At 70.9% G+C, this 15153-nt stretch carries 11 protein-coding genes and 1 pseudogene; 2 read left to right on the top strand and 10 right to left on the bottom strand.

Features of this window, described 5'->3' with window-relative positions; all coding sequences use genetic code 11:
- Positions 1-193: 193 nt before the first annotated feature.
- The 6 genes from rnc to rsmD all read right to left on the bottom strand — a co-directional run bounded on the left by rnc (position 194) and on the right by rsmD (position 3783).
- Positions 194-949: a ribonuclease III gene (rnc, locus tag FNH05_RS15230; protein WP_144588682.1), complete on the bottom strand. Its 756-nt coding sequence runs from the start codon at positions 947-949 to the stop codon at positions 194-196.
- Between the two features lie 11 nt (positions 950-960).
- Entirely contained in the window at positions 961-1143 is a 183-nt protein-coding gene (rpmF, locus tag FNH05_RS15225) for a 50S ribosomal protein L32 (protein WP_144588680.1), read from the bottom strand.
- 69 nt (positions 1144-1212) lie between these two features.
- Positions 1213-1800 (bottom strand): YceD family protein, encoded by a 588-nt coding sequence (locus FNH05_RS15220; protein ID WP_144588678.1) that lies wholly within the window; start codon positions 1798-1800, stop codon positions 1213-1215.
- 55 nt (positions 1801-1855) lie between these two features.
- Entirely contained in the window at positions 1856-2575 is a 720-nt protein-coding gene (locus FNH05_RS15215; protein WP_144588676.1) for a DivIVA domain-containing protein, read from the bottom strand.
- A 128-nt stretch (positions 2576-2703) separates the two neighbouring features.
- Positions 2704-3189, bottom strand: a complete 486-nt coding sequence (gene coaD, locus FNH05_RS15210; RefSeq protein ID WP_144588674.1) for a pantetheine-phosphate adenylyltransferase — start codon at positions 3187-3189, stop codon at positions 2704-2706.
- Between the two features lie 21 nt (positions 3190-3210).
- On the bottom strand, positions 3211-3783 hold the full coding sequence (rsmD, locus tag FNH05_RS15205; RefSeq protein WP_186382556.1) for a 16S rRNA (guanine(966)-N(2))-methyltransferase RsmD: 573 nt from the start codon (positions 3781-3783) through the stop codon (positions 3211-3213).
- A 111-nt stretch (positions 3784-3894) separates the two neighbouring features.
- Between rsmD and FNH05_RS15200 the strand changes: the two genes are divergently transcribed.
- A complete protein-coding gene (locus tag FNH05_RS15200; RefSeq protein ID WP_144588670.1) occupies positions 3895-6018 on the top strand; it encodes a HelD family protein in 2124 nt (707 codons plus the stop codon).
- A gap of 78 nt (positions 6019-6096) precedes the next feature.
- Entirely contained in the window at positions 6097-7095 is a 999-nt protein-coding gene (locus tag FNH05_RS15195) for an LLM class flavin-dependent oxidoreductase (RefSeq protein ID WP_144588667.1), read from the top strand.
- Between the two features lie 90 nt (positions 7096-7185).
- On the opposite strand, the gene FNH05_RS15190 is transcribed toward FNH05_RS15195, so the two are convergent.
- The 4 genes and pseudogenes from FNH05_RS15190 to FNH05_RS15175 all read right to left on the bottom strand — a co-directional run.
- Positions 7186-8397, bottom strand: a complete 1212-nt coding sequence (locus FNH05_RS15190) for an SAM-dependent methyltransferase (RefSeq protein ID WP_246127753.1) — start codon at positions 8395-8397, stop codon at positions 7186-7188.
- Between the two features lie 258 nt (positions 8398-8655).
- Positions 8656-12030, bottom strand: a complete 3375-nt coding sequence (locus tag FNH05_RS15185) for a pyruvate carboxylase (protein WP_144588663.1) — start codon at positions 12028-12030, stop codon at positions 8656-8658.
- Between the two features lie 301 nt (positions 12031-12331).
- The gene (recG, locus tag FNH05_RS15180) at positions 12332-14494 is read right to left on the bottom strand and encodes an ATP-dependent DNA helicase RecG (RefSeq protein ID WP_144588661.1); all 2163 of its coding nucleotides are present in this window, start codon (positions 14492-14494) and stop codon (positions 12332-12334) included.
- 25 nt (positions 14495-14519) lie between these two features.
- Positions 14520-15153 (bottom strand): annotated as a pseudogene (locus FNH05_RS15175) (DAK2 domain-containing protein); the annotation flags it as partial.

Genomic DNA, 15153 nt, shown 5'->3' with positions numbered 1-15153 from the left:
CTGTGAGGGGACCCCTCACGGCGCCCAACACCGCGCGAGCGTGGGACACACGCGCCGGAGGGTGGGGCACAGACACACGAGCGTGGGACTCGCCGGGCAGCGCCGAGCGGACCGGACTTTGCCGGAGCCCCAGCAAACAGGGCCGTGAGGGGAACCCTCACGGCCCTGTTTGGTGGTCGTGGCCACTAAGCCGCTAAGCGGATTTCGTGCCTTCGGTGCCGTTCGCGGGGTTGAGCTCCTCGCTCAGCTGCCGCCAGGCGCTCTCGGCCGCCTTCTGCTCGGCTTCCTTCTTCGTGGTGCCGTCGCCGTGGCCCAGATCGCGGCCGCCGACGAGCACCGTGGCGCTGAACTCCTTGCGGTGGTCCGGACCGGTGTCCTCGACCTTGTACTCGGGCACACCGAGCCCGGCGGAAGCGGTGAGCTCCTGCAGGCTGGTCTTCCAGTCGAGCCCGGCGCCCCGCAGCGGCGCCTCCGCCAGCAGCCCGTCGAACAGCCGGTGCACCAGTCCGCGGCCCGCTTCAATGCCGTGCTGCAGGAACACCGCGCCGATGACGGCCTCGAGGCCGTCGGCCAGGATGCTGGCCTTGTCCCGGCCGCCGGTGAGCTCCTCACCCTTGCCCAGCAGCAGGTGGGCACCGAGCCCGCCGTCGCCGAGGCCGCGCGCGACCCCGGCCAGGGCGTGCATGTTCACCACGCTGGCCCGCAGCTTCGCGAGCTGGCCTTCCGGCAGCTCGGGGTGCGTGCGGTAGAGGTGATCGGTGACAACGAGCCCGAGCACGGCGTCGCCGAGGAACTCCAGCCGTTCGTTCGGCGGCAGGCCGCCGTTCTCGTAGGCGTAGGAGCGGTGTGTCAGGGCGAGGGTGAGCAGCTCGGCGTCGAGAGAGACGCCGAGCGCTTCGAGTAGTGGTGTTGGGTCGGTCGCCGGTCCCGGCTTCGACTTACCCCCCATCTCGGTCAACCTCAGGCGGGCTCTACGACCTGACGACCGCCGTACTGGCCACAGGTCGGGCAGGCCACGTGCTGCGGCTTCGGCTGCCGGCAGGCGCGGTTGGAACACGGCACCAGGACAACCGGGGCCGCTTTCCACGACGACCGGCGGGTGCGCGTGTTGGCTCGCGACATCTTCCGCTTCGGGACGGCCACGACTACATCTCCTCGTCAAGGTTCGCTCGCTACCGCGAGCCTGCTTACGTGCTTTCGGGCTGCTGCCCGTCAAGCTTCCCGGCCCGGGCCACTCGCCGGAGAATCATCGAAACGCTCGACCAGCGCGGCCCACCGAGGGTCTATGGTCTCATGCCCGTGTCCGGGCTCGAGATCGGCCCACTTCCCACCGCATTCCTGGCACAGTCCGGCGCAGTCTTCGTCGCACAGCGGCACCTGCGGAAGCGCGAGGACCAGTGCGTCGCGGACCACGGGCTCCAGATCGATGCGGTCGTCCACCAGGCGCGCGATTTCGTCCTCGTCCGTGGTCGCCTCGGTGGCCGAATCGGGGTACGCGAACAGCTCGGTGAGCTCGATCTCCACCTGGCCCTCGATCGGGTCAAGGCACCGCGAGCACTGCCCGGCGGTCGGCGCGACGGCCGTGCCGCTGACCAGCACGCCCTCCACGACCGACTCCAGCAGCAGGTCGAGCTCGATCTCCGCGCCCGAGGGCACGACGATGACGTCCGGCACACCGAGCTCGGTGGTCACCGGGACCTTCCGGTGCACGGTGCGGCTCAGGCCCGCGCGGCGCCCCAGTTCGCGGGTGTCGATCACCCAGGGATTGCGGGTGTCGAGGGGAATCTTGTCTTCAGCCATGGCCTTACCAGCCTAGCCCAGGCGCGCGCGCCCATGCCGCCGGAGCGGCGACCGGTCAGGCCTGGAAGTCGTAGAGCTTGCTGCGGCCGCCGAGACCGGGCTGGGGGCGCAGGTGGTTGCGGCCCGTGTCCACCGTCCGCAGCGTGGTGGCCAGCAGTTCGGAGAACTCCGCGAGCTTGCCGTCGACATAGGCGTCGCATTCGGCGCGCTGCCGGTCGGCCTCGATGTGGGCCTCGTCGACGATGCGCGCCGACTCCGCGTGGGCCGCCTGCACGACCTCCGTCTGCGAAACGAGGCGAGCCTGCTCGTGCCGCCCGTCCTCGATCGCCCGCTCGTAGGCCTCGCGCCCGGCCTGGATCATCCGTTCGGATTCGGCACGGGAGCGCTCGACGAGGTTCTGGTACTCGGCCTGGCCCGCGGCGATCATGCGTTCGGCCTCGTCGTGCGCGTCGCCGAGGATCTTCTCGGCCCGGGCCTGTGCGTCGGCCAGCAGCCGGCGGGCCTCCTCGTTGGCCTCGGCCAGCGTGCGCTCGGCCTCGGCGTTGGCACTGTCGACGGTGTCTTCGGCCTCGACGCGGGCCTTGTGGATCAGCTCGTCACGCTTGTCGAGCACGTCCTGCGCGTCGTCGACCTCCTGCGGCAAGGCGTCCCGCACGTCGTCGAGCAGCTCGAGCATGTCCCCGCGGGGTACGACGCAGCTCGACGTCATCGGCACTCCGCGTGCCTCTTCCACGATCGTGACGAGCTCGTCGAGAGCCTCGAACACCCGGTACACGGCAACTCCCTCGCCTGGCCCTGCCCCATGCGGGCTCCAGTCTGCCGCTTCCCGGCGCAAAGGCCACGGAACCTGCCCCCGGGCGTGTCAGCCGCGAAGCGGGTGGGTGAGGGCCTTCCGGGAAGGGGTCAGGCGTCGCGGTGCGCGAGTTTCGCGGTGAGCCGCTCGAAGACCGCGCCCGGCACCAGGTTCTTCACGTCGCCGCCGTAGGTGGCGATCTCCTTGACCAGCGAGCTCGACACGAAGCCGTAGACCGGGTTGTTCGACATCAGCAGGGTCTCCACCCCGGACAGCTCCCGGTTCATCTGCGCCATCTGCAACTCGTAGTCGAAGTCGCTGACCGAGCGCAGGCCCTTGGCGATGGCCGCGATGCCGTGTTCGCGGCAGTAGTCGACCAGCAGCCCGTGCCAGGAGTCCACCCGGACGTTGGGCAGGTCGCCGGTGACCTCCCGCAGCATCTCGAGGCGCTCTTCGATGGTGAACAGGCCCTGCTTGTTCTTGTTGATCATCACGGCCACGACGACTTCGTCGAAGAGCTTGGAAGCCCGCTCGATGATGTCCAGATGACCATTGGTCGCCGGGTCGTAGGAGCCGGGACACACCGCACGCCGCATGGCGCGGACGTTACCCTGCCCTCACCCGGCGCGGCCCGGCGAAGTGACGTACTCGGCCCAGTACAACGCCGTGTCGCCGTGCCGCATCACGCGGAACGGCTCGAAACCGGCAGGCCAGTCCGGTTCCCCGTCCCGCGCGGCCCGTTCGATGATCACCAGCCCGTCCGGCGCGACCCAGCCGCCCGCGGCCAGCGCGGTCAACATCACACCGAGGCGGGCGCCGTCCACCGCGTAGGGCGGATCGGCCAGCACCAGGTCGAACGGCCGTTCCGGGGCCTGCGCCAGCGCGCTGTCCACGGACGTGGCGAGCACCACGCCGCCCAGGGCGAGTTCCGCCACATTGCCCCGCAGCACCTGCACGGCGCGGCGGTCCGATTCGACGAACACCGCCTCGGCCGCACCGCGGGACAACGCCTCCAAGCCCAGTGCGCCGGACCCGGCGTAGAGGTCCAGCACGCGGGAACCCCGCAGCTCACCGGCCGCTTCCAGCGCGTTGAACAGCGCTTCGCGCACGCGTTCGGAAGTGGGCCTGGTGCCCTGCGGCGGCACCTTCAGCCGCCTGCCACCGGCGGCGCCCGCGACGATCCTGGTCACGCGGTCCATCCTCTCAGCACCGTGTTTTCCGCCGGGACCTGGTGAAGCGATTCGCGGGCGCGCGTAAAGTCGTTCTTCCTGTTGCCGGCGACCAAGCTGTAGGAGCGGTGCGTGTCGGAACCTCGGGTCAGACGGGCCGAGATCGCCATCGAGCAGAGCCACGTCGACCGCGTCTACACCCGTCTCGCCGAGTTGCGGTCCCAGGCGGAAGCGATGCGCGCCAAGGGCTACGAGATCGGGCACGGCGCCCAGCGTGAAGCCGTGTTCGAGCAGGCGTCGATGCTCTTCGAACGCGACATGATGGTCTTCCACGCCAACCAGACCCTCCAGACGCTGGACGCCGAGTACGAGGGCCTGGTCTTCGGCAGGCTGGACCACACCAGCAGCGAAAAGATCTACGTGGGCAGGCTGGGCATCCGGGACGCGGAGTTCGACAACCTGGTCACCGACTGGCGCGCCCCCGCGGCCGCCGCCTTCTACCAGGCCACCGCCGAGGAGCCGATGGAGGTGGTGCGCCGCCGCGTCATCCGCTGCTCCGGGCAGACCGTGCTCGACGTCGACGACGACGTGCTGATCGCCGACGCCGTCCCCGAGGACATGCAGATCGTCGGCGAGGGCGCGCTGATGGCCGCGCTGGGCCGGTCCCGCGGCGAGAAGATGCGCGACATCGTGGCCACCATCCAGCGCGAGCAGGACGAGGTCATCCGCGCGCCCTGGCGCGGGGTCACCGAGATCACCGGCGGGCCGGGCACCGGCAAGACCGCGGTGGCCCTGCACCGGGCCGCCTACCTGCTCTACCGGTACCGCCGCCAGCTCGGCGGCGCCGGGGTGTTCGTGCTCGGCCCGTCCGGGGTGTTCACCAGCTACATCTCGCGCGTGCTGCCCTCGATGGGCGAGACGAACGTGGAACTCCGCGCGCTCGGCGAGGTGCTCGACGGCATCGCCGCCACCCGGCAGGACCCGGCCCCGCTGGCGGCGATCAAGGGGTCGCTGCGGATGCGCAAGGTGCTGGGCAAGGCCCTGCGCGACACGCCGCCGGGGGCGCCCGACGAGATGCGCATCGTCTACAAGGGCGAGGTCCTGAAGCTGGGCCGCAAGGAGCTGGACAAGGTGCGCCGCAAGGTGCACGGCCACGGCGGGCCGCCGAACCGCTCCCGGGTGCGGGCGGCGGAAACGCTTCTGGAAGCGCTGGCCGACCGCGCGGAGGAAAACGCGCGCACCGACGGCCGGACGATCGACCGCGCCGAACTGATCATCGAACTCGGCGAGCGGATCGACTTCCACCGCTTCCTTGTGGTGTGGTGGCCGGTGCTCTACCCGGCGGAAATCCTGCGCTGGCTCGGCGATCCGGCCCGGCTCACCCGGGCCGCCAGGGGCGTGCTGTCCCGCGACGAGGTGGACCTGCTGGCCGCGTCGCTCGCCGGGCGCGACCGGGACTGGTCGGTCGCCGACGTGGCCCTGCTCGACGAGCTGCGCGTGCTCGTCGGCCCGCCGCCGAAGCGGCGCCGCCGCCCCCAGCAGATCGAACTCGACGCCGCACCGCCCGCGCGGGGCTCGGACGGGCACGGCACGCACCGCCCGGAGCACTACGACGAGTACTCGCACATCGTGGTCGACGAGTCGCAGGACCTTTCCCCCATGCAGTGGCGCATGATCGGGCGTCGCGGCAAGTACGCGAGCTGGACCGTCGTCGGCGACCCGGTGCAGAGTTCGTGGCCCGACCCGGCGGAGGCGGCACAGGCCCGCGACCAGGCCTTCGGGGCCCGCACTCCCCGGCGCCGCTACACGCTGCGCACCAACTACCGGAACTCGGCGGAGATCTTCGATCTCGCCGCGCGCGTGGTCGCCGGGCACGCGGAGGACGGAGAGTTGCCAAAGGCGGTCCGGACCACCGGGCTCGAGCCCGAGGTGCGCGTGGTGGAGCGGACCGGGGTGGAAAGCTCGGTGCAGACCGCGGCCAAGGAACTGCTCGACGCGGTCGAGGGCACCGTCGGGGTGATCTGCGCGATGGACCGGGTGCCCGAGGTGCGGGGCTGGCTGGCGGCGCAGGCCGACGAGCGGCTCAAGATCGTCGGCAGCCTCGACTCGAAGGGCCTGGAGTACGACGCGGTGGTCCTCGTCGAGCCGACCGAGCTGATCACCGAGTCCACCACCGGCCGTCGTGTGCTCTACGTCGCGCTGACCCGTGCCACGCAGCAGCTCACCGTGGTCGCCTCGGACCGCGACTGGCTCTGAGCGGTATTTCGACGTGGTTCGCGCCCCTTCCCGGCCGCGGCCGGGAAGGTTGCCGGGGGCGGGGGCGTTGCCCGAAGGGTGAGCTCCCTGACCGATGTCAAGCTGTCCGTACTCGACCTGTCGCCGATCCCGGCCGACGGAGACGCGGGTACCGCGCTGCGCAACACCCTCGACCTCGCCCGCCAGACCGAACGCCTTGGCTACCACCGGTACTGGCTGGCCGAACACCACAACATGCCCGGGATCGCCAGTTCGGCGACGGCGGTGCTGATCGGGCACGTGGCTTCGGCGACGGAACGGATCAGGGTGGGTTCCGGCGGGATCATGCTGCCCAACCATTCCCCGCTGATCGTGGCCGAGCAGTTCGGCATGCTGGAGGCGTTCCACCCGGGCCGCATCGACCTCGGCATCGGCCGCGCGCCGGGCACCGACCAGCGCACCGCGCTGGCGGTGCGGGGTTCGATGGCCGCGCTGGGCGCGGAGGATTTCCCGCAGCAGCTCGGCGAGCTGATGGCCTACTTCGAACCGGACGAACACCGCGCGGTCAACGCCTTCCCGGCGGTGGGCCACAAGCCGCCGTTCTGGCTGCTGGGGTCCAGCGGGTTCAGTGCGCAGCTGGCCGGTGCGCTCGGCCTGCCCTTCGCCTTCGCGCACCACTTCAGCGCGCAGAACACGTTGCCCGCGGTGCGGTTGTACCGCGAGTCGTTCCGGCCTTCGGAGACCCTGGAGAAGCCGTACCTGATGCTCGGGGCGGCGGTGATCTGCGCCGAGACGGACGAGCGGGCCGAATGGCTGGCCGGACCGAGCGGCCTGACCTTCCTGAGCCTGCGGCGCGGCAGGCCGATCCCGCTGCCCACGCCGGAAGAGGCGGCCGAGTACCCCTACACCGATCTCGACCGGCAGTTCCTCCAGGAACGCTTCGGCAGCAACATCATCGGCTCGCCGGAGACCGTGCGTAAGGGGCTGGAGAAGCTGGTGTCCGACACCGGTGCCGACGAACTCGTCATCACCACGATGGTGCACGGCCACGCCGACCGCGTCCGCTCCTACGAACTCGTCGCCGACCTGCTGCACTGACCGCCGGCGCTACCCCCTGTCGGAGACAGCCGTGAAGGGTCCCTTCACAGTCGATACGCCTGTGAAGGGACCCTTCACGGCACCTCCGGGTCAGGACAGCAGGGCGGTGCGGGTGCGGGGCATGCCGGAAGCGCCCTGGGCGCCCGGTTTGACCGCGAGCACCTGGTTGATACCGATGGAGCCGCGCTCGAAGGTCAGCGCGCAGGCGGCCATGTAGAGCCGCCAGACCCGCGCGCGGCCTTCGCTGGTGAGGCGCACCGCCTCCGCCCAGGAGGCTTCGAGGTTGGCCACCCACGCGCGCAGCGTGAGCGCGTAGTGCTCGCGCAGGGATTCCACGTCCCGCACCTCGAATCCGCTCTCCTCGATGGCGCCGACCATCACCGTGAGCGGTTCGAGCTCCCCGTCGGGGAAGACGTAGCGGTTGATGAACGAGGTGCGGCCCAGGTTGCCCGGAATCCCCGCCTTGCGCGAGATCGCGTGGTTGAGCAGCCTGCCCTCGGGGCGCAGCAACGCATACAGCGCGCTCGCGTAGGTGGGCAGCATGGCTTCCCCGACGTGCTCGGCCATGCCGATGCTGGCGATCGCGTCGTAGGGCCCGTCCCGGACTTCGCGGTAGTCCTGTACGCGGATCTCGACCCGGTCGGACAGGCCCTCCTCGGCGACCCGTTTGCGCGCGAACTCCGCCTGCGACTGGGAAAGCGTGATTCCGACGGCGCGGACGCCGTACTCGCGGGCGGCGTGGATGACGAAGGCGCCCCAGCCGCAGCCGACGTCGAGCACGCGCATCCCCTCCCGCAGCCCGAGCTTGCGGGCGACCAGGTCGACCTTCGCGGTCTGCGCGTCCTCCAGGGTTTTCGCCCCGTCATCCCACACCGCACACGAATACGTCATGGACGGCCCGAGCACGAGGCGGTAGAAGTCGTTGCCGACGTCGTAGTGGTGGCTGATCGCCCGCGCGTCACGGCCGCGGGAATGCCGACGGCCCCCGAGCCGGATCTCCTCGGCGGGCGGCCTCGGTGGCAGGCCGAGCACCCCCAGTCGCAGGCCCGCCCGGAGCATCTCCCGTTTGGTGGTGGCGTCCACCTTCCACGGCCCCGAGCGGTCCCCGATGATCCGTTCGAGATGCGACAGGCTTTCGAAGAAATCGGTTTCGACGTCGAGGTCGCCGGAGACGTAGGCCCGGGCGAGCCCCAGTTCGCTGGGCGCCCACAGCAGACGGCGCAGCGCGCGCCGCCGTCGCAGGACGAGCCGGACCGGAGCGTCCGGCGGGCCGGCCTCGCTGCCGTCCCAGCACCGGATCATGAGCGGAATCTCGCTGCCCAGCACCGCACGCACCAGGGCGTGCACGGCACCCGCAGCGTTGCGCGAGGTGTCCACGCACTTCATTCAAGCACTCATGCGGGTTTTACGCCGGGCCGTGTAAAGGGATTCGCCCGAAGTGCCGCATAAGCACCGGTGATCTCCGACGCATTCCCCCACCCGGGTCAACGGCCGGAAAAAAGGGGAGGGCCCGGGCGCGGCACGCGCACCCGGGCCCTCCGGCATCGCCGTGGCGGCTGGTTACTCCAGCACGAGCAGCAGGTCCCCGCCTTCGACCTGCTGGACGGCGTTGATGGCCAGCCTGCCGACCCTGCCCGCGGACGGCGCGGTGATGGCGGCCTCCATCTTCATCGCCTCGATGGTGGCCACCGTGGCACCGGCCTCCACCGCGTCGCCCTCGGCCACCGACAGCGTCACCACTCCGGCGAACGGGGCGGCGACGTGCTTCGGGTTGGTCTTGTCGGCCTTCTCGGCGGTGGGCAGGTCGGAGGCCACCGAGCGGTCCCGCACCTGGATCGGCCGCAACTGGCCGTTCAGCGTCGCCATCACGGTGCGCATGCCGCGTTCGTCCGCCTCACCGATCGCTTCGAGCTCGATGAGCAGGCGCACACCGGGCTCCAGGTCGACCGAGTACTCCTCCCCGGGGCGCAGCCCGTAGAAGAAGTCCTTGCTCGGCAGCACGCTGGTGTCCCCGAAGGCTTCGCGGTGCGTCCGGAACTCCTTCGTGGGCCCGGGGAACAGCAGGCGGTTCAGCGTGGCGCGCCGATCGCCCGCCAGTGCCTCGCGGTCCTCTGTGGACAGCTCGGCCACCGGCTTCGGCGCGGCACGGCCCTGCAGCGCCCTGGTGCGGAACGGCTCCGGCCAGCCCCCCGGCGGGTCGCCCAGCTCGCCGCGCAGGAAGCCGATCACCGAGTCGGGGATGTCGAACTTGTTGGGCTCCTCCTCGAACCGCTCCGGGGAAACCCCGGCCCCGACCAGATGCAGCGCGAGGTCACCGACCACTTTGGACGAAGGGGTGACCTTGACCAGGTGGCCGAGGATGCGGTCGGCCGCGGCGTACATCGCCTCGATGTCCTCGAACCGGTCGCCCAGCCCCAGCGCCCGCGCCTGCGTGCGCAGGTTCGACAGCTGGCCGCCCGGGATCTCGTGGTCGTACACGCGCCCGGTGGGCGAGGCCAGTCCCGCCTCGAACGGCGCGTAGATCTTGCGCACGATCTCCCAGTACGGCTCGAGGTCCCCGATCGCCCGCAGGCTCAGCCCGGTCGGCCGCTCCGAATGGTCGGTGGCCGCCACGATCGCCGATAGCGAGGGCTGCGAGGTGGTGCCCGCCATCGAGGCCACCGCACCGTCCACCGCGTCCGCGCCCGCGTTGATGGCCGCCAGGTAGGTGGCCAGCTGACCGCCCGCGGTGTCGTGCGTGTGGATGTGCACCGGCAGGTCGAACTCCTTGCGCAGCGCGGTGACCAGCTTCGCCGCGGCCGGAGCCCGCAGCAGGCCCGCCATGTCCTTGATGGCCAGCACGTGGGCGCCCGCGCCCACGATCTGTTCGGCCAGCTTGAGGTAGTAGTCCACTGTGTACAGCTTCTCGCCCGGGTCGGACAGGTCCGAGGTGTAGCACAGCGCCACCTCGGCGACCGCCGTCCCGGTTTCGCGCACCGCGTCGATCGCCGGGCGCATCTGCTCGACGTCGTTGAGCGCGTCGAAGATCCGGAAGATGTCGATCCCGGTCTTCGTGGCCTCCTCGACGAAGGCGCTGGTCACCTCGGTCGGATAAGGCGTGTAGCCCACGGTGTTCCGGCCGCGCAGCAGCATCTGCAGGCAGATGTTCGGCACCGCCTCACGCAGCCGCGCCAGCCGCTCCCACGGATCCTCGGCGAGGAACCGCAGCGCCACGTCGTAGGTCGCGCCGCCCCAGCACTCCAGCGACAGCAGTTGTGGCGCGGTGTGCGCCACGACCGGCGCGACGGCCAGCAGGTCCTTCGTGCGCACGCGGGTCGCCAGCAGGGACTGGTGCGCGTCGCGGAAGGTGGTGTCGGTGACGCCCACGGTCGCCGATTCCCGGATCCAGCGGGCGAAACCCTCCGGCCCGAGTTCGGCCAGCTTCTGCTTCGAACCGGCGGGCGGGGCGCCCTGCGGGATCTTCGGCAGCTTGCTCGCCGGGTCGATCAGGTGCGGACGCTCGCCGTGGGGCCGGTTCACCGTCACGTCGGCCAGGTAGGTCAGCAGGCGGGTGCCCCGGTCGGCGGAGTGCCGCGCGGTGAGCAGGTGCGGACGCTGTTCGATGAACGAGGTGGTCACGCGGCCGGCCTGGAAGTCCGGATCGTCGAGCACCGCCTGCAGGAACGGGATGTTCGTGGCCACGCCGCGAATGCGGAACTCGGCGACGGCACGGCGCGCGCGGCGGATCGCGGTGGCGAAGTCACGGCCCCGGCAGGTCAGCTTCACCAGCATCGAGTCGAAGTGCGCGCTGATCTCGGTCCCGGCGAAGGCGGTGCCGCCGTCGAGCCGGATGCCCGAACCGCCGGGCGAGCGGTAGGCGCTGATCATCCCGGTGTCCGGGCGGAACCCGTTCGCCGGGTCCTCGGTGGTGATGCGGCACTGCAGCGCCGCGCCCCGCAGGTAGATCTTGTCCTGCGACAGTCCGAGATCGGCCAGCGTCTCCCCGGAGGCGATGCGCATCTGCGCCTGCACCAGATCGACGTCGGTGACCTCCTCGGTCACCGTGTGCTCGACCTGGATGCGCGGGTTCATTTCGATGAAGACGTGGTTGCCTTCGCGGTCGAGCAGGAATTCGACGGTACCCGCGTTGCGGTACCCGATCCTGCGCGCGAACGCGACCGCGTCGTCGCAGATCCTCTGGCGCAGCGCCGGATCGAGGTTGGGCGCCGGGGCCAGCTCGATCACCTTCTGGTGCCGCCGCTGCACCGAGCAGTCGCGTTCGAAGAGGTGGATGACGTTCCCCTCGCCGTCCGCCAGGATCTGCACCTCGATGTGCCGCGGATCGATGACCGCCTTCTCCAGGAACACCGTCGGGTCGCCGAAGGCCGATTCGGCCTCGCGCGCGGCGGCTTCGATGGACTCCCGCAGGTTCGCCGGGTTGTCCACCCGGCGCATGCCGCGCCCGCCACCGCCCGCCACCGCCTTGACGAAGACCGGGAAGCCGATCTCCTCCGCCGCGTCGACCAGTTCGTCCACATCGGCCGAAGGCCGCGACGAACCCAGCACCGGCACGCCGGCCTCGCGGGCCGCCGCCACCGCGCGGGCCTTGTTCCCGGTCAGCTCCAGGATTTCCGCACTCGGGCCGATGAAGGTGATGCCTGCCTCGGCGCAGGCGCGGGCCAGATCGGGATTCTCGCTCAGGAATCCGTAGCCCGGGTACACCGCGTCGGCCCCGGCCTTGCGCGCGGCGCCCACGATCTCCTCCACGGACAGGTAGGCCCGCACGGGATGACCGGGTTCGCCGATCTCGTAGGCCTCGTCGGCCTTCAGCCGGTGCAAGGAGTTGCGATCCTCGTAGGGGAACACCGCCACCGTTCCCGCGCCCAGCTCATAGCCGGCGCGGAAGGCGCGGATGGCGATCTCACCACGGTTGGCGACGAGTACCTTCCGGAACATGCCCGGTCCTTCCTCGGATGTCGGATCGGTTGGAGGCGTGACGTTACCTTGCTGATCCCGCGAAGCGGGCGTTTTGTCCCATTCCCTGGGACATCATGACCGGGATCACTCCGGCGCGATCCCGATCGAGGGCACCACCATTCCAGCACGGCGACGGCCCGTAGGGCGAGCCGGACGAGGACGAATCCACAGGCAGGAGGCGGAAAACAGCGGAAAGCGGCCCCCTCGCGCACACCGGGAGCGCACTCACCGCAGCGGGACGGATACAAAGCGTGGGCGGGCCCGATCCGGCCATGGCGTGTCAGGACTTGTCGAGGTACTCCGCGCGCTCGTCGTCGATCACCGCGGACACCATGCCCGCCAGCCCCGCGTGCCCGGCCAGCCCCGGGTCGCCCGCGACGATCTCCTGCGCCCGCGCCCGGGCCTCGGCGATCAGTTCCTCGTCCCGCAGCAGGGAAAGGAGCTTGAGGCCCGACCGCTTGCCCGACTGGGCCGAGCCGAGGATGTCGCCCTCCCGCCGCAGCTCCAGATCCAGCCGTGACAGCTCGAAACCGTCCGTCGTGGACTCCACCGCGGCCAGGCGTTCCCGTGTGGAAGTGCCGTCGAACGCCTCGGTCACCAGCAGGCACAGCCCCGGCACGGAACCGCGGCCGACCCGCCCGCGCAACTGGTGGAGCTGGCTGACGCCGAACCGGTCCGCGTCCATGATCACCATGGCGGTCGCGTTCGGCACGTTCACGCCGACCTCGATCACCGTCGTGGCCAGCAGCACGTCGAGCTTTCCGGCGGCGAAGGCCCGCATGATCTCGTCCTTCTCGTCGGCGGGAAGGCGGCCGTGCAGGATCCCGAGCCGCAACCCGGCCAACGGCCCCGCCTCCAGCTCGGCCGCCACGTCGAGCACCGCCAGCGGGGGCCGCTTGTCGCCCCCGTTGCCGTTGGACGGCGGCTCGTCCCCGATGCGCGGGCACACCACGTAGGCCTGGTGCCCCTTGGCGACCTCCTCGGCGACGCGCTGCCACACCCGGTTCAGCCAGCTCGGCTTCTCCGTCACCGGCACCACGGTGGTGGAGATCGGCGAGCGGCCCGCGGGCATCTCCCGCAGCGACGAGGTCTCCAGGTCGCCGTAGACCGTCATCGCGACCGTACGGGGAATCGGCGTGGCCGTCATGACCAGCACGTGCGGGCTGGTCTCGTTCGCGCCGCGCGACCGTAGCGCGTCCCGCTGCTCCACCCCGAACCGGTGCTGCTCGTCCACCACGACGAAGCCCAGATCCGCGAAGGACACCGAGTCCTGGATGAGCGCGTGCGTGCCCACCACGATGCCCGCCGCGCCGGAAGCCGCGTCCAGCAGGGCCTGTTTGCGCTCCTTCGCCGTCATCGACCCGGTCAGCAGCGTGATCCCGGTGGCCTGCTCCGCCGCCCCGAGCTCCCCGGCCCGGCCCAGCTCGCCGAGCATTTCGCGCAGCGACCGGGCGTGCTGCGCGGCCAGCACCTCGGTCGGCGCGAGCAGGGCCGCCTGCCTGCCCGCGTCCACGACCTGCAGCATCGCCCGCAGGGCCACCACCGTCTTGCCGCTGCCGACCTCGCCCTGCAGCAACCGGTTCATCGGGTGCACGCCGGAAAGGTCCTCGGCGATGTGCTCGCCGACCTCGCGCTGCCCCTCGGTGAGGGTGAACGGCAGCCTGCCGTCGAAGGACTCGAGGAGCCCACCGGGTTTACGGGGGCAGGCGGGCGCCGGCCGCGACACCGCCGAATGCCGGCGTTGCGCGAAGATCAGCTGGAGGGCCAGCGCCTCGTCCCACTTGAGACGCTCGCGCGCCGCCTCCAGCGCGGCCCAGTCCTGCGGGCGGTGGATGCCGTGCAGCGCGTCGAACAGGTCCACCAGGCCGTAGCGCGCCAGCAGCGCCGCGGGCACCGGGTCCTCTTCACGCTCCAAAGTGTCCAGCACCTGCCGGACGCAGCGGGCGATCGACCACGACGGCATCCCCGCCGCGGCCGGGTAGACCGGGATGAGCGCGCCGAGGAATTCGTCCATTGTGGACGCGCCCTGCTCGTCCTCGAACATCTGGTACTCGGGGTTGGCCAGCTGCAGCTCGTTGCGGAAGGCGGTGACCTTCCCGGCGAACAGCCCCGTCTTGCCCACCCTGAGCTGCCGCTCGTGCTGGTGCACCTTGCCGAAGAAGGCGCACTGGAGCCGGCGCTGCCCGTCGGTGATGACCAACTCCAGTAGCCAGCCCGGCTTGTTCCGCATCTGGCGCTTGGTGGCCTTTTCGATGCGAGCCAGCACCGTGGCGTGCTCACCGATCTCCAGCCCGGCGATGTCGGTCAGCTCACCGCGCTCGGCGTAGCGGCGCGGGTAATGCCGGAGCAGGTCGCCGACCGTGTGGAGGTCCAGCGCCCCGGCCAGCGCCGTCGCCGTCTTGCGGCCGAGCAGCGATGTCAGCTTGTCGCCCAGCACAGTCATCGGTTCACACTGCCCCTGTTCCGCCTCATTCCACGCCGATCAGCAGCACGGCCTCGGCCTGGCCACCCGGGTAGCTCACGAACTCGATCTCCGGGCGCGCCTCGCGCAACTCCTCGGCCAGGCGCCGCGCCACCCCTTCCGGGGCACTCGCCCCCGTCAGCACGGTGACCAGCTCGCCCCCGGCGGCCAGCATCCGGTCCAGCACGGCCATGCCGGTGGCCACCAGATCCCGCTTCGCGGCCGGTTCGACGAGCACCACCTCGCCGTCCACGAAGCCGATCAGGTCACCCGGGTGGGCACGCCCCACCCAGGTTATCGACTCCTCCTCGGCGAGGACGAGCTCGCCGCGCCGGGTCGCCGCGGCCGCTTCCGCCATCGCCACCACGTCGTCGTTGGCACGCCGTGCGGGATCGTGCACGGCGAGCGCGGCCAGCACCTGCACCGGGGAGGCGCACGGGATCACCACCACCTCGCGGTCGCCGATCATCGGATGGCCCGCGGTGGCGTCCGCGGCCGCGGTCAGCCTCGGGTCGGCGGGCAGGATCGTGACGTGGCCGACCGCGCGCTCGGTGATCAGGCCGAGCATCTCCTCCACGCTGGGCTCCCCACCGCCGGGCACGGAGAGCACCGCCACTCCCTCCCCGCGCAGCAGTTCGGCC

Source organism: Amycolatopsis rhizosphaerae (assembly GCF_007713715.1).
GTDB classification, from domain to species: Bacteria; Actinomycetota; Actinomycetes; order Mycobacteriales; family Pseudonocardiaceae; genus Amycolatopsis_E; species Amycolatopsis_E rhizosphaerae.
The sequence above is the reverse complement of the archived record's forward strand: the minus strand, read 5'-3'. Positions and strand labels throughout refer to the sequence as shown.